Annotated in this window: 15 protein-coding genes; 4 read left to right on the top strand and 11 right to left on the bottom strand. The window is 56.4% G+C overall.

Features of this window, described 5'->3' with window-relative positions; all coding sequences use genetic code 11:
- Window positions 1–5: 5 nt before the first annotated feature.
- Window positions 6–743 (bottom strand): tRNA (cytosine(32)/uridine(32)-2'-O)-methyltransferase TrmJ, encoded by a 738-nt coding sequence (gene trmJ / locus F153LOC_RS00240; protein ID WP_100779304.1) that lies wholly within the window; start codon window positions 741–743, stop codon window positions 6–8.
- Between the two features lie 137 nt (window positions 744–880).
- Here trmJ and suhB point away from each other — a divergent pair, with 137 nt between their 5' ends.
- A complete protein-coding gene (suhB, locus tag F153LOC_RS00235) occupies window positions 881–1,687 on the top strand; it encodes an inositol-1-monophosphatase (protein ID WP_100779303.1) in 807 nt (268 codons plus the stop codon).
- Between the two features lie 82 nt (window positions 1,688–1,769).
- Here the strand turns inward: suhB and F153LOC_RS00230 are convergent, their stop codons facing one another.
- Together F153LOC_RS00230 and F153LOC_RS00225 are read right to left on the bottom strand one after the other, a co-directional pair.
- A complete protein-coding gene (locus F153LOC_RS00230; protein WP_102104983.1) occupies window positions 1,770–2,750 on the bottom strand; it encodes a nickel/cobalt transporter in 981 nt (326 codons plus the stop codon).
- A complete protein-coding gene (locus tag F153LOC_RS00225; protein ID WP_100779301.1) occupies window positions 2,741–3,379 on the bottom strand; it encodes a DUF1007 family protein in 639 nt (212 codons plus the stop codon). The genes F153LOC_RS00230 and F153LOC_RS00225 overlap by 10 nt, the downstream gene beginning before the upstream one ends.
- Before the next feature lie 125 nt (window positions 3,380–3,504).
- Between F153LOC_RS00225 and csiE the strand changes: the two genes are divergently transcribed.
- Complete coding sequence (gene csiE / locus F153LOC_RS00220) at window positions 3,505–4,782, top strand: stationary phase inducible protein CsiE (protein ID WP_102104984.1); 1,278 nt, start codon at window positions 3,505–3,507, stop codon at window positions 4,780–4,782.
- Here csiE and F153LOC_RS00215 read toward each other — a convergent pair.
- Together F153LOC_RS00215 and F153LOC_RS21700 are read right to left on the bottom strand one after the other, a co-directional pair.
- Window positions 4,777–5,925, bottom strand: a complete 1,149-nt coding sequence (locus F153LOC_RS00215) for a 3-phenylpropionate MFS transporter (protein WP_102104985.1) — start codon at window positions 5,923–5,925, stop codon at window positions 4,777–4,779. The two genes, csiE and F153LOC_RS00215, sit on opposite strands and share 6 nt — an antisense overlap.
- A gap of 72 nt (window positions 5,926–5,997) precedes the next feature.
- Window positions 5,998–6,201, bottom strand: coding sequence for a hypothetical protein (locus tag F153LOC_RS21700; protein WP_369804801.1), 204 nt, complete (start codon window positions 6,199–6,201; stop codon window positions 5,998–6,000).
- 224 nt (window positions 6,202–6,425) lie between these two features.
- Between F153LOC_RS21700 and F153LOC_RS00205 the strand changes: the two genes are divergently transcribed.
- Complete coding sequence (locus F153LOC_RS00205; RefSeq protein WP_102104986.1) at window positions 6,426–6,848, top strand: DoxX family protein; 423 nt, start codon at window positions 6,426–6,428, stop codon at window positions 6,846–6,848.
- 48 nt (window positions 6,849–6,896) lie between these two features.
- On the opposite strand, the gene glyA is transcribed toward F153LOC_RS00205, so the two are convergent.
- A complete protein-coding gene (gene glyA, locus F153LOC_RS00200; protein ID WP_100779297.1) occupies window positions 6,897–8,150 on the bottom strand; it encodes a serine hydroxymethyltransferase in 1,254 nt (417 codons plus the stop codon).
- A gap of 304 nt (window positions 8,151–8,454) precedes the next feature.
- Here glyA and hmpA point away from each other — a divergent pair, with 304 nt between their 5' ends.
- On the top strand, window positions 8,455–9,633 hold the full coding sequence (gene hmpA, locus F153LOC_RS00195; protein WP_102104987.1) for an NO-inducible flavohemoprotein: 1,179 nt from the start codon (window positions 8,455–8,457) through the stop codon (window positions 9,631–9,633).
- A gap of 78 nt (window positions 9,634–9,711) precedes the next feature.
- On the opposite strand, the gene glnB is transcribed toward hmpA, so the two are convergent.
- From glnB to purL, 5 genes are all read right to left on the bottom strand, one after another.
- The gene (glnB, locus tag F153LOC_RS00190) at window positions 9,712–10,050 is read right to left on the bottom strand and encodes a nitrogen regulatory protein P-II (RefSeq protein WP_002914032.1); all 339 of its coding nucleotides are present in this window, start codon (window positions 10,048–10,050) and stop codon (window positions 9,712–9,714) included.
- Between the two features lie 80 nt (window positions 10,051–10,130).
- Window positions 10,131–11,468 (bottom strand): two-component system response regulator GlrR, encoded by a 1,338-nt coding sequence (gene glrR / locus F153LOC_RS00185; protein ID WP_100779295.1) that lies wholly within the window; start codon window positions 11,466–11,468, stop codon window positions 10,131–10,133.
- The gene (qseG, locus tag F153LOC_RS00180) at window positions 11,465–12,229 is read right to left on the bottom strand and encodes a two-component system QseEF-associated lipoprotein QseG (RefSeq protein ID WP_102104988.1); all 765 of its coding nucleotides are present in this window, start codon (window positions 12,227–12,229) and stop codon (window positions 11,465–11,467) included. Before qseG ends, glrR begins: the two co-directional genes overlap by 4 nt.
- Entirely contained in the window at window positions 12,226–13,659 is a 1,434-nt protein-coding gene (qseE, locus tag F153LOC_RS00175; RefSeq protein WP_164971801.1) for a two component system sensor histidine kinase QseE/GlrK, read from the bottom strand. The genes qseG and qseE overlap by 4 nt, the downstream gene beginning before the upstream one ends.
- A 568-nt stretch (window positions 13,660–14,227) precedes the next feature.
- Window positions 14,228–18,115, bottom strand: a complete 3,888-nt coding sequence (purL, locus tag F153LOC_RS00170; RefSeq protein ID WP_102104989.1) for a phosphoribosylformylglycinamidine synthase — start codon at window positions 18,113–18,115, stop codon at window positions 14,228–14,230.
- Window positions 18,116–18,156 lie beyond the last annotated feature (41 nt).

The raw sequence follows: 18,156 nt of genomic DNA, 5'->3' as shown, positions 1-18,156 counted from the left end.
AGGCGTTACTGTTGCTTATTCTTCTGCTCAATAATCGACGCCAGCATCCCGCGCAGAATGTTCAGCTCCTGCGTTTCCGGGCGGGCGCGGGTAAACAGACGGCGCAGCTTGTTCATCACCTGGCCTGGATGCGACGCGCGAATAAAGCCCGTCGTCAGCAGCGTTTGCTCAAGATGTTCGTAGAAACGCTCTAAATCGTCCACCAGCGGATACGCGGCGTCTTCTTCCTGCTCCGGGGTGACGCCTTTTTCCTGGGTCGCAAGCCATGCCATACGCACTTCGTAGGCAATAACCTGCACCGCCATCGCCAGGTTCAGGGAGCTGTATTCCGGGTTCGCGGCAATCGCCACGTGGTAATGACACTTCTGCAGCTCGTCGTTGGTCAGGCCAACGCGTTCACGGCCAAACACCAGTGCGATCGGCGCCTGCTGGGCTTCAGCAACGCTTTTCAGGCCACATTCGCGCGGATCGAGCATCGGCCACGGCAGCGTACGTGAACGTGCGCTGGTACCGACGACCAGGCTACAGCCCGCCAGCGCTTCATCAAGGGTATCGACGATCTGAGCGTTGCCGATCACGTCGCTCGCCCCTGCTGCCAGTGCAATAGCCTGCGAGTCTGGTTTAACCAGCGGATTGACCAGCCACAGATTGGTTAAACCCATGGTTTTCATTGCGCGGGCGACAGAGCCCATATTGCCGGTGTGCGATGTTTCGACCAGTACGATTCGGATGTTTTGCAGCATAATTAGTTTTGTCTGAAGCCAGTGTCTGAAGAATATTCGGCCATATTATCATAAACGAGAGACATGATCCGAACTCGCTGCTATACTCTGGGCCGTTTTCGTTTCCCCTGTTCTTTAACATCCAGTGAGAGTAACCGATGCAACATCCTATGTTGACCATCGCCGTGCGCGCAGCGCGCAAGGCGGGTAATGTAATTGCCAAACACTACGAAACTCCAGATTCTGTAGAAACCAGCCAGAAAGGCAGCAATGACTTTGTGACTAACGTCGATAAAGCCGCAGAAGCGATTATTATCGAAACCATTCGCAAATCTTACCCGCAGCACACCATCATCACCGAAGAAAGCGGTGAACACGCAGGCGAAGATCAGGATGTTCAATGGGTAATCGATCCACTGGATGGCACCACCAACTTCGTTAAACGCCTTCCTCATTTCTCTGTTTCTATCGCTGTACGCATCAAAGGCCGTACTGAAGTGGCCGTTGTTTACGATCCAATGCGTAACGAACTGTTCACGGCTACCCGTGGTCAGGGCGCGCAGCTGAACGGTTACCGTCTGCGCGGCAGCAACTCTCGCGATCTGGATGGCACGATTCTGGCGACTGGTTTCCCGTTCAAGGCGAAACAGCACGCTCAGACCTACATGAAAATCCTCGGCAAGCTCTACACCGAATGCGCGGATTTCCGTCGCACCGGTTCTGCTGCGCTGGATCTGGCCTACGTTGCCGCTGGCCGTGTTGATGGTTATTTCGAAATCGCGCTGAAGCCGTGGGATTTTGCTGCAGGCGAGCTGATTGCCCGTGAAGCAGGCGCACTGGTTTGCGATTTCACCGGCGGTCACAACTACATGCTGAGCGGTAACATCGTGGCCGGTAACCCGCGTGTCGTGAAAGCTATGCTGGCAAACATGCGTGACGAACTGAGTGAAGCGCTGAAGCGTTAATTCCGACTGTTGTGCCCGGTGGCACTGTACTTCCCGGGCCTACGATCCTGTAGGCCGGATAAGTGCAGTGCCATCGTTCGTTTTAGAACGGTCGTAACCCCCGCCCTACCGGCACTGCACTGATCCACATCGTCACCGCCGCCACCAGTAAAATCACCCCGCCCGCTAACGCCAGCGTCGTCCAGCCAACCTGCCGCCACAGTACCGGCGTTTTGTTGCCACTCAGTTTGACCGCCAGCTGGCGAAAACTGTGGACCAGCAATGCCAGCGAGGTAATCGTCAGTGACGTTCCCGCCGCCATCGCCAGCGCGGAGACCACGCCCCAGCTAAATACTCCAATCACCTTACTGAACAGCAGCACCATGATCGCCCCAGAACAGGGCCGCATTCCCATCGACAGAATAATCATTAGCCGCGCTCGCCAGTCATCTGTGCTCTGAAGCTGCTCCTGCGTCGGCAGATGTTGATGCCCGCAACCGCAATGTGCGTCGTGAACATGATGCGCCGTGAAGGCTTTAAACGTTGGTTTTCGAAGTAATGCCCGCAGTTTTTTGATCGCCCGCCAGCAGAGCAGCACCCCCAGCACGCCCACCAGCGCATAACTGCCCTTCTCCAGCCAGAAGCTGCTCATGTGCAGCTGTCGGGCAGGCAGTTGCAGCACCGTCAGCACCACAACCACCAGCGCAATCGCCACCAGCCCCTGCAACAAGGAAGAGGCAAGCGTTAAGCCGATACTGGATTTGAGCTTTGAAGGGTGAGTCGCAAGCCAGGTGGTGATGACGATCTTCCCGTGCCCTGGCCCCAGGGCATGCAGCACGCCATACAAAAAGCTGAAGATCAGCAGCGAGCCGCCCGCTTTGGTCGGGTTTTCCGCCACGGCCTTGAGCAGCCCGCTCATTTGCTGATTCACGTCGCGCTGCCAGAGGATGCTTTTCATCATCACCTGCGGCCACGCCTGCCAGAGCCAAAACGCCCCGATGGCCGCTAAGATCAGAAACAGTGCCAGCGGCCACAGGTGCAGCCAGCGGCGTTTTTTGCTGAGTGAAGTGGAGATCACTGACATTGCACGGTCACCTGCTGCGCAAACTGTTTACCTAAATCCATATCTTCCGGCGGCGCATCCGCTTTATCGAGAGAGAGCGCAAAATTCATCGTCTCTTCGCTGGGTTTTGGCGTATGAACCGCAATCGTGCAGCGCTTTTGCAGCACCGCGGGCAGCGTTGCGTCCTTGTCTTCTGCATAACTCATGTCGACGTAGTAGCTCGGGTCAAAGGTTGAAAACGTATACTTCTGCCCTGCCAACGGCTGAGGTTCGGCCAGCGGCAGAATAAAAGTTAACACCGCCTGGTGCCCGTCGCGCTCCATGCCGTAGGTCGTGGGGCGATTAAGAAATTTCACTTTCTGACCGTTGTGCCAGAACTCGGTGAAATAGTGCTGACCGAGTACGTTGGCCATCACTTCCGCCGCCAGTTTTTTCCAGATCTCATCGCCCGGTTTCGCATCGCCCGCGTCATAGAGTAGATCGGCTGATGTAATTTCATCCATCGTCCAGCGCATTTTCAGCCCGCTCAGATGCGTATCGTCTGCGACAATCTCCGTCTGCAGGCTGATGAAACTGTGAGGATGCGCGACGGCAGCAGAAGATAAAACCGCCAAAAATAGCGCCGTGGCGCTGTGTTTAACTATTTGCATCGATTCCTCACGTCAAAAATTCTGTGATGTTCTCCCGCATTCCTGACGGAAAGACCCACGGGTGCGCTTTCCTGCGCACATCCTTTAGCTATTCTTATCGAATACTTCTACTGGATACCCGACAGATGATGACGACCCTCGAAAACCCATCTGTGCTTTCCAGTTCGCAGCGCCGCTGCCAGGTGCTTTTGATGCTTTACCTGCCAGGTATTGCCGTGACCCCGCAAAGTATTGTTGATATCAATGGGGTGGACGACGACATTGCACGGCAAGATATAGCCGAGACACGCGATGAGATCCAGCGCTATCACCGGCTGAACATCGTGACGCATCATGACGGCAGCTACCGAATTGAAGGTACGACGCTCGATCAACGTTTATGCCTGCTGCACTGGTTGCGACGGGCATTGCGGCTGTGTCCGCATTTTATTACACAACAGTTTACCCCGGCGCTCAAAACCGAGCTTAAACAACTCGGCATTGCGCGTACGCTGTATGACGATACCAATCTGCGCGCGCTGATCAACTTCTGTTCGCGCCGCCTGCAGCGCCACTTCGAGTGCCGCGACGTGCAGTTTTTGCAGCTCTATCTGCAGTATTGCCTGATCCAGCATCATCTGGGGCAGACGCCGCAGTTCTCCGCTGTTCAGCGCCACTGGGCGCATTCGCGCGGTGAATATCTGGCAGCGCAGGAGATTGTCCGCCACTGGCAGCGCCGCGTGCGGCAAAGCCCCCATGCCGATGAGCCGCTGTTTCTGTCGCTGCTGTTTATGATGCTGCGCACGCCCGATCCGCTGCGCGATGCGCATCAGCTGGATCAACGCCTGCGCCACGCCATCTCTCGAATGATCGGGCGCTTTCGCGGGCAAACAGGAATGCGCTTTAGCGACGAACAGGGGCTGACGGACCAGCTGTACATCCATCTTTCCCAGGCGCTGGACCGCTCGCTGTTTGGCGTTGGCATCGATAACAGTCTGCCCGAAGAGATCGGTCGCCTCTATCCGCGCCTGATGCGCACTACCCGGGATGTGCTGTTTGAAGTAGAAGCAGAATTTGGCCTGCGGTTTTCCGATGAGGAGATGAGCCTGGTGGCGGTGATTTTCGGCGCCTGGCTGATGCAGGAGACCGACCTGCATGAAAAACAGGTGGTGCTGTTAACGGGCGATGATAAAGCCTGCGAAGTGTTGATTGAAGAGCAGCTGCGCGAGCTGACGCTGCTGCCGCTGAATATCCGCTATGTGTCGCTCCAGACGTTTCAGAAGGACGGCGCACCGCGCGAGGCGGCGCTGATTATTACTCCGTACCCTACCGCCCTGCCGCTGTTCTCGCCGCCGCTCATTCATGCCGTAGAGACGTTGAATGCGCAGCAGCAGGAACATATACGCGCCATGCTGGAATCATAACGCTTCGCTTCGCGCTGCCACTTTGGGACGAACCACCATAGCCGGCAGCGCCACGAGCGCCATCACCCAGAATACGCCGTGGCCGAGGTGCTGATAGAGGAAGCCCGCAAACACCGTCATCACGGCGATACTGCCGCCCATCGCCACCGCCGAATAGACCGCCTGGAGACGAATCACTTCGCTGCCCTGACGCGCAGCGATGTAGCGCATCGCCGCCAGATGGCACACCGTAAAGGTACCGCAGTGCAGGATCTGAGCCACAATCAGCCAAGGGAGATCGGTGGTCCAGCCCATAATGCCCCAGCGCAACACGCCGCAGACGGCAGAGAGCAGCAGCAGATCGCGCGCACCAAAACGGCGGAACAGCTTCTTGCTAAGAGCAAAGATAATGACTTCCGCCACCACGCCGAGCGACCAGAGATAGCCCACCGCCGACGCGGAGAACCCCGCCCCCTGCCAGTAAATGGCGCTAAAACCGTAGTAGGCCGCGTGAGCGCCCTGCAACAGACAGACGCAGGCCAGAAAACGCCAGCTCTGTTTAATCAGTGACCGCCAGGCGGACCAGCCGGTGCTCTCCTGATGACGGCTTTCGCCCTGCGGTTTCACCGACGGCTGCAGCAACATCCCCAGCAGCATTGAGGCAATACCGACGCTTAACAGCGCCAGAATGGCCCGATAGTCGTAGAGACTGACCAGTTTGCCCACCAGCGCCGAGCCAATCACAAAGGCGATGGACCCCCACAGGCGCACGCGTCCGTAGTCCATCGTCACCTGTTTTTGCCAGGTGTTCGCCAGCGCGTCCGTCAGCGGTACCAGCGGCGAAAAGAAGAGGTTAAAACCGACCATCACCACCATCAGCCACGCAAACTGCTGATTCACCCAGAAGCCCGCGAGGAACACCAGCGTCAGCAGCGCGAGGATACGCATGGCCTTAATCAACAGAGAGGGATCGCTGACGCGCGGCGCAATCAGCAGGCTGCCCAGGAATCGCGCTACCAGGCCTGCACCCAGTAGAATGCCGATGGTTTCCGGCGTCAGGCCGATACCTTTGAGCCAGACGCTCCAGAAAGGCAGAAAAATACCGTAGCTAAAAAAGTAGGTAAAATAGCTGAGCGCCAGCCAGCGCGTGGAATGCAAACCCATGAATCCCTCCCGTTTTGGAGGCGCTAGTCTGGCGCTAAAAAGTGGCCGACGCAAGCGGCTATTAACAGCTGATTAACAGGAATTTGCCGTTGATTCGGCGGCAATTTCTGTGGCTAAACGGGTGCGCTCATCCAGGGCTAACGCCGTTAAATCAGGTTGTCCGGCGTGATGACGGGCATTCACCGGATGGCGCTGAGGTTCGAGGCATAAGCGTGCTTCACCCGACATTCGAAACAGCATCAGCCACGGAGTTTGCGATGATATTGTGATAGCCATCACATTACCTCTGACAGACAGCGGCTGTTTATTCGCTCCTGAAACGCTTACGCCGACGGAGTATCGAGATTGCATTCAGGCCGCCCAAAGCGGGAACGGGGCGAAATGCACGGGGACCTGGAGCAGACTTGCGAAGGGTTAAGCGGCTGATAATTTGGTCTTATGGCGGAGTTACCGGTTGTGTATTAGCTTTATGATAAGCCCCATCCAATAACGAGCCTGCCATGAACACTCTACGCTATTTCGATTTCGGACAGTCCCGCCCGCTGGTACTGCTGATTGCACGTATCGCGATTGTTGTGTTGTTTATTATTTTTGGTATTCCGAAAATGACCGGTTTTGATGGAACGGTGCAATATATGACGTCGCTCGGCGCACCGATGCCGATGCTGGCAGCCATTATTGCGGTGATCATGGAAGTGCCCGCCGCGATTCTGATTGTGCTCGGGTTCTTCACCCGGCCGCTGGCGCTGCTCTTTGTCCTCTATACGCTTGGGACAGCGGTGATTGGTCACCACTACTGGGATATGAGCGGTGATGCGGTTATGCCTAACATGATTAACTTCTACAAGAATATCAGCATTGCCGGCGCGTTTTTGTTGCTGGCCGTAACCGGGCCGGGAGCAATATCTGTCGACCGTCGCTAGATAACATAAAGGCCGCTTACGCGGCCTTTATTATTTCTGCGAGCAGAATTACGCGTAGACAGGGAAACGTGCGCAGATATCCAGCACTTTACCTTTAACACGTTCGATCACAGCTTCATCGTTGATGTTGTCGAGAACATCACACATCCAGCCAGCCAGCTCTTTCACTTCCGCTTCTTTGAAACCGCGGCGAGTAACAGCCGGAGAACCGATACGGATACCGGAGGTCACAAACGGGCTCTTCGGATCGTTTGGTACGCTGTTTTTGTTAACGGTGATGTTAGCACGGCCCAGCGCGGCGTCGGCTTCTTTACCGGTCAGGTTTTTATCAACCAGATCCAGCAGGAACAGGTGGTTCTCAGTGCCGCCAGAAACCACTTTGTAACCGCGGTTCAGGAACACTTCCACCATCGCTTTCGCGTTTTTCGCCACTTGCTGCTGGTAAACTTTGAACTCTGGCTCCATCGCTTCTTTCAGGGCAACGGCTTTTGCTGCGATAACGTGCATCAGCGGGCCGCCCTGAGCGCTTGGGAAGACGGCAGAGTTCAGTTTTTTGTACAGATCTTCGTCACCACCTTTCGCCAGGATCAGGCCGCCGCGCGGACCTGCCAGGGTTTTGTGGGTCGTGGTGGTGACAACGTGCGCATGTGGAACCGGGTTCGGGTAAACGCCTGCTGCAATCAGACCGGCGACGTGCGCCATATCAACGAACAGGTATGCGCCGATGCTGTCTGCGATTTCACGCATTTTTGCCCAGTCAACCACGCCGGAGTAAGCAGAGAAACCGCCGATGATCATCTTCGGTTTATGGGTCTGCGCCTGCTTCGCCATGTCTTCGTAGTCAATTTTACCGGACTCATCAATACCGTAAGGGATGATGTTGTACAGTTTACCGGAGAAGTTAACCGGGGAACCGTGAGTCAGGTGGCCACCTTGCGCCAGATTCATACCGAGAACGGTATCGCCCGGCTGCAGCAGCGCGGTGTAAACCGCGAAGTTCGCCTGAGAACCAGAGTGCGGCTGTACGTTCGCGTAGTCTGCGCCAAACAGCTCTTTAGCACGGTCAATCGCCAGTTGTTCAACGATATCAACGTATTCGCAACCGCCGTAGTAGCGTTTGCCCGGATAACCTTCTGCATATTTGTTGGTCAGCTGAGAACCCTGCGCCTGCATTACGCGCGGGCTGGTGTAGTTCTCGGAGGCGATCAGTTCGATGTGCTCTTCCTGACGTACTTTTTCCTGCTCCATAGCCTGCCACAGTTCGGCATCATAATCGGCAATGTTCATTTCACGCTTTAACATCCGCATCTCCTGACTCAGCTAACAATAAAATTTTGGCCTGAAAGGGCTGTCCTGATAGACGACGGGCAACAGTATAACCGAATAGTGTTGCGATAACAGGTCTTGACAAAGGATTTTACGCAAACGTTTACCTACCCGCCACGCAAGGGTTTGAGGAATAAAGACCTCGCGATTTTCAATGGATTTCTTTTCAGGTTTGTGATGCAACTATTTCATCATGCAAAGAACCATTTACAAAGCAGGGCTATTTTTTATAAGATGCATTTAAAATACATCATTAGAGTAACAATCGAAGGAAGTTGCTATGTTAGACGCTCAAACCATCGCTACCGTTAAAGCCACTATTCCCCTGCTGGTCGAAACCGGACCGAAACTCACCGCCCATTTTTACAATCGCATGTTCGCTCACAACCCGGAGCTGAAAGAGATTTTCAATATGAGCAATCAGCGCAACGGCGATCAGCGCGAGGCGCTGTTTAACGCCATCGCCGCGTATGCCAGCAATATTGAAAATCTGGCCGCGCTGCTGCCTGCGGTTGAGAAAATTGCCCAGAAGCACACCAGTTTCCAGATTAAACCTGAGCAGTACGATATCGTCGGTAGCCACCTGCTGGCGACGCTCGACGAGATGTTCAGCCCAGGCCAGGAAGTGCTGGACGCCTGGGGCAAAGCCTACGGCGTGCTGGCGAATGTGTTCATCAATCGTGAAGCGCAAATCTACAGCGAGCACGCAACGAAAAACGGCGGCTGGGAAGGCACGCGCGCGTTCCGTATCGCCGATAAAACCCCGCGTAGTGCCCTGATCACCAGCTTTGAATTTGAACCCGTCGATGGGCTTCCGGTTGCGGATTATCAGCCGGGTCAGTATCTCGGCGTATGGCTGAAACCAGAAGGGTTCCCGCATCAGGAAATTCGTCAGTACTCTCTGACCCGTAAAGCGAATGGAAAAGGCTATCGTATTGCGGTGAAACGTGAAGACGGCGGTCAGGTTTCTCACTGGCTGCATAATCGCGCCAGCGTCGGTGACGTGGTGCATCTGGCGGCACCGGCGGGTGATTTCTTTATGGCGGTAGAAGCGAACACGCCTGTCACGCTGATCTCAGCGGGGGTCGGCCAAACGCCGATGCTGGCAATGCTCGATACCCTCGCAGCGGCAAACCACAGCGCCCAGGTGAACTGGTTCCACGCGGCGGAAAATGGGCAGGTGCATGCCTTTGCGCAAGACGTTAAAACGCTGGGTGCCACGCTGCCGCGCTTCACCTCTCACATCTGGTATAACAAACCGGAAAGCGATGACGTGTTTGATAGCGCAGGGCTGATGGATATACGGACTCAGGAAGGGGCGTTCAGCGATCCGGCCATGCAGTTTTATCTCTGCGGTCCGGTCGGCTTTATGCAGTTTGCCGCGAAGCAGCTGGTTGAATTGGGCGTTAAAGCAGAGCAGATCCATTACGAATGCTTTGGTCCACACAAAGTGCTGTAACGCAAACAGCCCCTTTCAGAGGGGCTTTTTATTACACCTGGCAGTTCGCTCTACCCGGCCGGTGACATCTACGCCGGCTTAAATCGCCGCGTCGTCTTCTTCACCGGTACGAATACGGATGACGCGCGCCACGTCAAAGACGAAGATCTTGCCGTCACCGATTTTACCGGTCTGCGCCGTGCGGATAATGGTATCCACGCAGGTATCGACGATATCGTCAGTCACCACAATTTCGATTTTCACTTTCGGCAGGAAATCCACCATGTACTCTGCGCCACGGTACAACTCGGTATGACCTTTCTGGCGACCAAAGCCTTTCACTTCGGTGACTGTCATCCCGGTGATACCGACTTCCGCCAGCGCTTCACGCACATCATCCAGTTTGAAAGGTTTAATAATCGCATCAATCTTTTTCATGGTGGGTCCTTAAACGCTCGCCTGTCTGTAGCCTCGTAATCGATTGCTCACAGTATCATAGTCAGTCAAATTTTGCGGTACTACTCTTTAAAATCGTTCGCTTCCAGCTCATGACGCGACAGCAGTTTGTAGAACTCAGTGCGGTTACGCCCGGCCATGCGCGCGGCGTGGGTGACGTTACCCTTGGTGATCTGCAGCAGCTTGCGCAGATAGTTGAGTTCGAACTGGTTACGCGCCTCGACAAACGTGGGCAGCGCGGTGTTTTCCCCTTCCAGCGCCTGATCCACCAGCGCATCGCTGATCACCGGCGAAGAGGTCAGCGCCACGCACTGCTCAATCACGTTGACCAGTTGACGCACATTGCCCGGCCAGCTGGCGGTCATCAGGCGTTTCATGGCGTCGGTGGAGAACGCGCGCACGAAGGGTTTGTGGCGATCGGCTGACTGGCGCAAAAGATGGTTTGCCAGCAGGGGAATATCTTCGGAACGTTCCGCCAGAGCGGGGATTTTCAGGTTTACGACATTAAGACGGTAGTAGAGATCTTCGCGAAACTCTTTGCGCTCCATCGCTTTCGGCAGGTCGCGGTGCGTGGCCGAAATAATGCGCACATTAATATCGATATCCCGGTTGCTGCCGAGTGGGCGCACTTTGCGCTCCTGTAACACGCGCAGCAGCTTGACCTGCAGCGGCGCAGGCATATCACCAATTTCATCAAGAAACAGCGTGCCACCTTCCGCCGCCTGGAAGAGCCCTTCACGGCTGCTGACCGCGCCGGTAAAGGCCCCGCGTGCATGACCAAAGAGTTCAGACTCCAGCAGCTGTTCCGGCAATGCGCCGCAGTTGATGGCGATAAAGGCATTTTTACTGCGCGGGCTGGCGTTGTGGATCGCCTGGGCGAGAATCTCTTTCCCGGTACCGCTCTGGCCGTTGATCAGCAGGCTGACGTCCGACTGGGCCACCATCCGCGCCTGCTCCAGCAAGCGCAGCATCACCGGGCTGCGGGTCACAATGGATTCGCGCCACTTCTCATCCACCGACGGGGCAGAATGTTCCAGCGCATCGTCGATGGCTTTGTACAGCGCGTCTTTGTCCACCGGCTTGGTCAGGAAGCTAAACACCCCCTGCTGCGTGGCGGCGACCGCGTCCGGAATCGAGCCGTGGGCGGTGAGGATAATCACAGGCATCCCAGGCTGCAGCTTCTGAATTTCCACAAACAGCTGCATCCCGTCCATCTCGTCCATGCGCAGATCGCTAATCACCAGATCGACCTTCTCGCGCCCCAGCGCTTTCAGTCCTTCAGCGCCGCTTTCGGCGGTGACCACGCTGTAGCCTTCGCTGACCAGACGCATTCCCAGCAGCTTGAGCAGGCCAGGATCGTCATCCACCAGCAGGAGATGGGCAGGTTTGCGGCTCGTCATGGCTTCACATCCTCTTGTTTCGGCGTCTCGCTCTCCTGCTCCGGCGTTTTGGCGGGCTGCGCAGTGCCTTTCGTATTATCCGGCAAATAGTTGCTGGACGGCTTGCGGGTGGAGAGCTGACGTTCGATATCCGTCAGGTTTTCCAGCTTGCGGGTGGTCGTATCAAGCTGGGAACGTAAGTATTGCTGCTGCTGGCGCAGGGTATCCAGTTCGCCGTCTGCGGACTGTTGCAGTTTGCTGTAGCGGAAGCGCTCTTCGGCGAGTTGCAGCTGTAGCACCTGCCCGTCACGCCACAGCTGATACAGAGGGCGGATCTGCGCCGGGATCTGCGGGCTGAGCGCATCCATCCGCGACGTATTATTGCGACGCTCTACGGGATTAATTTTGGCATTGGCCAGCAGAATGCCGCGCTTAAAGGTGTCCTGCCAGGTGTCGTCGGCCCACTGATGCGCCTGTGCGCGCGCCACAGCAGGCGCGAGACGCTCGGCGCAATCCATGCCGCGCAGCCAGAACAGCGGGTTCGATTCGACATCATGGCCGTTGAGCTGCCAGACATCGTCGCAATCGGTGGAGAGGAAATCGGCCAGCTGATGTTCAGGTAATTTATCTTCTTGTTTATCGCTGATCGCACTTTTTGGCGTGTGTGCCACGCAGCCCGCCAGCAGCAGGCATGGCAGACCTAAGCGTAAAATTTTACTGGAAAACGTCGCGTTAACCGCGCGGAAAAAGACGTGTGACATACTCACCAGACTTAGATTCATTTCATTGATTTTTCCGGCTCAAGGGGCAGCTCGATGCGAAAACAGACATCAGCGCGATCGTCGTGGGAGATATATAACTCCCCGTGCATCCGCCGTATGCAATCGCGGGCAATGCTTAAGCCCAAACCGCTCCCTTTAACCGCACCTTTTCGCTGATGACTTCCCTGGAAAAAGGGCTCAAAAATCATCTTCTGTTCGTCATCCGGGATGGGACTACCGGTGTTGGCGACGTCAATACAGACCCGTGAATTGTGGGTAAAACTGCGAATATAAATGTTACCGGATTCAGTACCATAGTGCACCGCATTGGAATAAAGATTATCCAGCACACTCATTAATAGCATAGGTTCAGCAAAACAGACCGGCTCCTGGAGATCCAGGTCGGTATGCATCATTTTAGCTCGCGCAGGCAGGCTGTGGGCAGAGAGCACCATATCCACCAGCGGCTCAATCTCGACGTTTTCCAGCTCGACGGCACCGTCGGCCAGTTTGCGGTTGTAATCAAGCAGTTGTTCAATCAGCTTCTGCAGATTGCGGCTACTGTCATCAAGAATCTCAACAATTTCTTTTTGTTCAGGGGTCAGTGGTCCCGCCACTTCGTCAGCCAGCAGCTCGGTGCCTTCGCGCATACTGGCGAGCGGCGTTTTCAGCTCATGGGAGATATGACGTAAAAACTGATGGCGCTGTGATTCCAGCCACTGTAGGCGCTCGGAGAGCCAGATGATGCGCTGACCGACGGATCGCAGCTCACGCGGCCCTTTGAACACAACGGTGTTACCGAGGGATTTGCCCTCCCCCAGACGGTTAATCATCCGTTCAATGCCCTTCACCGGGCCGATGATCATGCGGGTAAACAGCAGCACCAGACCGAGGCTGACCAGAAACAGCACCAGCGCCTGCCAGCCAAAGAACTGACCGCGTTCGGCGATCTCCTGCTGAAGCTGTTGTCCGCGAGAGAAAATAACGGTGCGCGTGGACTGCACCATCTCGGTATTGGCGTTGGCAAAGGCTTCGAGGCGTGCGGTCGCAACCTCGTCCGGCCCGCTGTTTTTGCACTGCAGCTGCGCCAGATCGTTAAGATCCTGGCGCAGCGCCTGATAAAGTTTGTCGTCGGGGAGAACGCCCGCATGTGCGTCGAGCATTTCGCTGTAGCGCTTGCGCTGGTTCTGATAGACCTTCGCCAGCGTGCGGTCGTCGAGCACGCAATACTGGCGGTAGCTACGCTCCATTTCCAGAGCGGCATTGGTCATCGCCTCGCTGCGGCGGGCATCGATCAGCGTCGTGCGGTTGGTTTGCGCCGCTTGAGCGCTGAGGGCATTGAGGCTCTGCCACGCCTGCCAGGCCAGAACCAGCAAAGGTAACAGGATCAGCAGGAATGCCATCATAACGAGCTGTCGCAGGGAGCGAGGGAAAATTGACCAGCGTTTCAACGCATGACTCTCTCAATGTGGGTGTTGAGTGATGCTAACTGAGTCAGCCCGTCAGATACAACAAAGCCGGGTAAAAACCCGGCTTTGTTGTGAAAAGAGGCGGTGCCTTACTCGACGTTTCGCCCTGGGTCTGATAAAGCATCGCTATAATCAGTAGTTGGACGGCAGGCACCTTGTTGTGCGTCATTCGAAGTTTATGTAGCGCGTCCCGAAGGGGCTGACATAAGAGGGTGAATGAGCCACTGGTTAATATTATGCAACAGCCGTGCCAGAATGCAAAATAAATTATTATCATAATGATATTTCACAGATTTATGGCAAAACAGCGTTAGTTGCTGACTGAACGATTTCCAGGCTAAGTGTCGCTAATTAGATACACCTTCGCACCACTCTTACGTACCCATTTAAAATCAACGAGTTACACGTCTCCTTTTAGCGACAGGGTTGTTATGCGTTTGTCGCATTTTTGCGACAAAAAAAGCCCGATGGCGCTAGCGCTCACCGGGCCTCCGATTTAAGCCTTTTGAAAGCCGGGCAAACACAGTGCCGCCCGGCATTGACAGGCTGATTAACCTAACTGCTTACGCGCATTGCGGAAGATACGCATCCATGGGCTGTCTTCGCCCCAGTTTTCCGGGTGCCAGGAGTTACTGACGGTACGGAATACACGCTCCGGGTGCGGCATCATGATGGTGGCGCGGCCGCTTTCGCTGGTCACGGCAGTAATGCCGTTTGCAGAGCCGTTAGGGTTTGCCGGGTAGGTTTCCGTGACTTTGCCGAAGTGATCGACGAAGCGCAGTGCCACCAGCCCTTTGCTTTCGAGCGTAGCCAGATGCGCAGCATCGCGGACTTCCACCTGTCCTTCACCGTGTGAAACCGCAATCGGCATCTGCGAGCCCACCATTCCCTGCAGCAGCAGAGACGGGCTTTGGGTCACTTCAACCAGGCTAAAGCGTGCCTCGAAGCGGTCGGACTGGTTACGCACAAAGCGCGGCCAGGCGTCGCTGCCAGGGATCAGCTCACGCAGATTCGACATCATCTGGCAGCCGTTACACACGCCCAACGCCAGCGTCTGCGGACGGTGGAAGAAGGTTTCGAACTCATCGCGCACACGATTGTTGAACAGAATGGATTTCGCCCAACCCTCACCTGCCCCCAGCACGTCGCCGTAAGAGAAACCGCCGCAGGCGACCAGTGCCTGGAAATCGTCCAGCCCGGTGCGCCCAGCCAGCAGGTCGCTCATGTGGACGTCGATAGCATCAAAGCCCGCACGGTGGAACGCTGCCGCCATTTCCACGTGGGAGTTCACGCCCTGCTCGCGCAGAACCGCCACTTTCGGACGCGCGCCGGTCGCAATGTAAGGTGCCGCCACGTCTTCGTTAATGTCGAAGGAGAGCTTCACGTTCAGACCCGGATCGCTGTCATTCGCTTTGGCTTCATGTTCCTGATCGGCGCACTCAGGGTTATCGCGCAGACGCTGCATCTGCCAGGTGGTTTCGGCCCACCACATACGCAACGTGGAGCGGCTTTCGCTAAATACCGCGTGACCGTCCGCTTCAATCACGAAGCGATCGCCGCTGACGGCTTTACCCAGATAGTGTACGCAATCCGCCAGACCATGCTGCGCCAGCAGCGCTTCAACGGCATCGCGGTCAGCAGCACGAACCTGAATGACCGCGCCCAGCTCTTCGTTAAACAGCGCCGCCAGACGGTCGTCGCCCAGCGAAGCGATATCTGCTTCCACACCGCAGTGGCCGGTGAAAGCCATCTCGGCCAGTGTCACCAGCAGGCCGCCGTCTGAACGGTCGTGATAGGCCAGCAGTTTGCGATCGGCTACCAGCGCCTGAATGGCGTCGTAGAAGCCTTTCAGCTGCGCCACGTCGCGCACATCTGCCGGTTTGTCGCCCAGTTGACGATAAACCTGCGCCAGTGCGGTAGCACCGAGAGCGTTATGGCCTTTACCGAGATCAATCAGCAGCAGGGCGTTATCTTCCGTAGCCAGCTGTGGCGTGATGGTGTGACGCACATCTTCCACGCGGGCAAAAGCGGTGATAACCAGCGACAGCGGAGAGGTCATTTCGCGCTGCTCGTTGCCCTCCTGCCAGCGGGTTTTCATTGACATAGAATCTTTGCCGACCGGAATGGTGAGACCCAGCGCCGGACAGAGTTCTTCGCCGACCGCTTTTACGGCTTCATACAGACCCGCGTCTTCACCAGGGTGCCCGGCTGCGGCCATCCAGTTTGCGGAGAGTTTGATGCGTTTGATATCGCCAATCTGAGTCGCAGCGATGTTGGTCAGCGCTTCGCCGACCGCCAGACGGGCAGAGGCGGCGAAGTCCAGCAGTGCAACCGGGGTACGTTCGCCCAGCGCCATCGCTTCGCCGTAGTAGCTGTCGAGGCTCGCCGTGGTCACCGCGCAGTTCGCCACCGGGATCTGCCATGGGCCAACCATCTGATCGCGGGCCACCATACCGGTCACCGAGCGGTCGCCGATGGTCACGAGGAAGGTTTTTTCCGCTACCGCCGGGAGGTGCAGGACGCGATTCACGGCATCCGCAATGGCGATCCCGCGCACATCCAGCGCTTTGCCCGCAGCTTTACGGGTTTGCACGTTGCGGGTCATCTTCGGCGTTTTGCCCAGCAGCACGTCAAGCGGCAGATCAATCGGCTGATTGTCGAAGTGCGGATCGTTCATGGTCAGATGCAGCTCTTCCGTCGCTTCACCAATGACCGCGTACGGTGCGCGCTCGCGGCGGCACAGTTCGTCGAACAGCGGCAACTGGTCCGCAGAGACCGCCAGCACGTAGCGTTCCTGGGATTCATTACACCAGATTTCCAGCGGGCTCATGCCTGGCTCATCGCTCAGGATATCGCGCAGGTTGAAACGCCCCCCGCGGCCGCCGTCGCTCACCAGCTCCGGCATGGCGTTAGAGAGACCGCCCGCGCCGACGTCGTGAATGAACAGAATAGGGTTGGCATCGCCAAGCTGCCAGCAGCGGTCGATCACCTCTTGGCAACGACGCTCCATTTCAGGGTTGTCGCGCTGTACGGAAGCAAAATCGAGGTCTGCGTCAGACTGACCAGAGGCCATCGAAGAGGCCGCCCCGCCGCCCAGACCGATATTCATTGCCGGGCCGCCGAGAACGATCAGTTTCGCGCCGACGGTGATCTCACCTTTCTGCACGTGATCGGCGCGAATATTGCCGATCCCGCCTGCCAGCATGATGGGCTTGTGGTAGCCGCGCAGCTCTTCGCCGTTGTGGCTGTCGACTTTCTCTTCATAGGTACGGAAGTAGCCGTTCAGCGCCGGGCGACCAAATTCGTTGTTAAACGCCGCGCCGCCCAGGGGGCCTTCGGTCATGATGTCTAGCGCAGTGACAATGCGCTCTGGCTTGCCGAAATCTTCTTCCCACGGCTGTTCAAAGCCAGGAATACGCAGGTTAGAGACGGAGAAACCGACCAGGCCCGCTTTTGGTTTTGCTCCGCGTCCGGTTGCGCCTTCGTCACGGATTTCGCCGCCGGAACCGGTGGCTGCACCCGGCCATGGCGAAATCGCCGTCGGGTGGTTGTGCGTTTCCACTTTCATCAGGATATGCGCAGGCTCCTGATGAAATGCATAGCGCCCTGCTTCGCGATCGGCGAAGAAGCGGCCCACCTCAGAACCTTCCATCACGGCCGCGTTGTCTTTATAGGCAGACAAGACGTGGTCAGGCGTTTGTTCCATGGTGTTTTTAATCATTTTGAACAGCGACTTCGGCTGTTCTTCGCCGTCGATAACCCAGTCGGCGTTGAAAATCTTATGGCGGCAGTGCTCGGAGTTGGCCTGCGCGAACATATAGAGTTCGATGTCGTTCGGGTTGCGGTTAAGCTTCACGAACGCATCCTGCAGGTAGTCAATCTCGTCATCTGCCAGCGCCAGACCCAGACGCAGGTTGGCATCAATCAGCGCCTGGCGGCCTTCACCCAGCAGATCCACGCTCTGAACGGGCGCAGGCTGATGGTGAGAGAACAGCTGTTGTGCATCATCCAGCGACGCGAAAACGCTTTCCATCATGCGGTCGTGCAGCTCAGCGGTAACGGCCTGCCATTGTTCAGCGGTCAACGTCGAGGCTTCAACGTAATACGCCACGCCGCGCTCCAGACGATTAATCTGGCTCAGGCCGCAGTTGTGGGCAATGTCAGTGGCTTTAGAAGACCAGGGGGAGATGGTGCCAGGGCGAGGCGTCGCAAGGATCAGTTTGCCGGTTGGCGTATGGCTGCTCAGGCTCGGGCCATACTTGAGCAGACGTTCAAGCTGCTCGCGCTGCTGCGCATCTAAGGGAGCATTCAGGTCAGCAAAATGGACATACTCAGCGTAAATATTGCTTACCGGAAGGTCGGCAGCCTGAAAACGTGCCAGCAGTTTATTGATACGGAAGGCAGACAGTGCAGGCGAACCACGCAGAATTTCCATCATAAGTCTCTCGTCTTCGAAGCGCCTGAGGCGCTTACAGTGTG

The sequence above is a fragment of the Lelliottia sp. F153 genome, from assembly GCF_002870005.1.
Taxonomy (GTDB): Bacteria; Pseudomonadota; Gammaproteobacteria; order Enterobacterales; family Enterobacteriaceae; genus Enterobacter; species Enterobacter nimipressuralis.
Note: the sequence above shows the minus strand (reverse complement) of the source record. Positions and strands in the feature narration are given on the sequence as shown.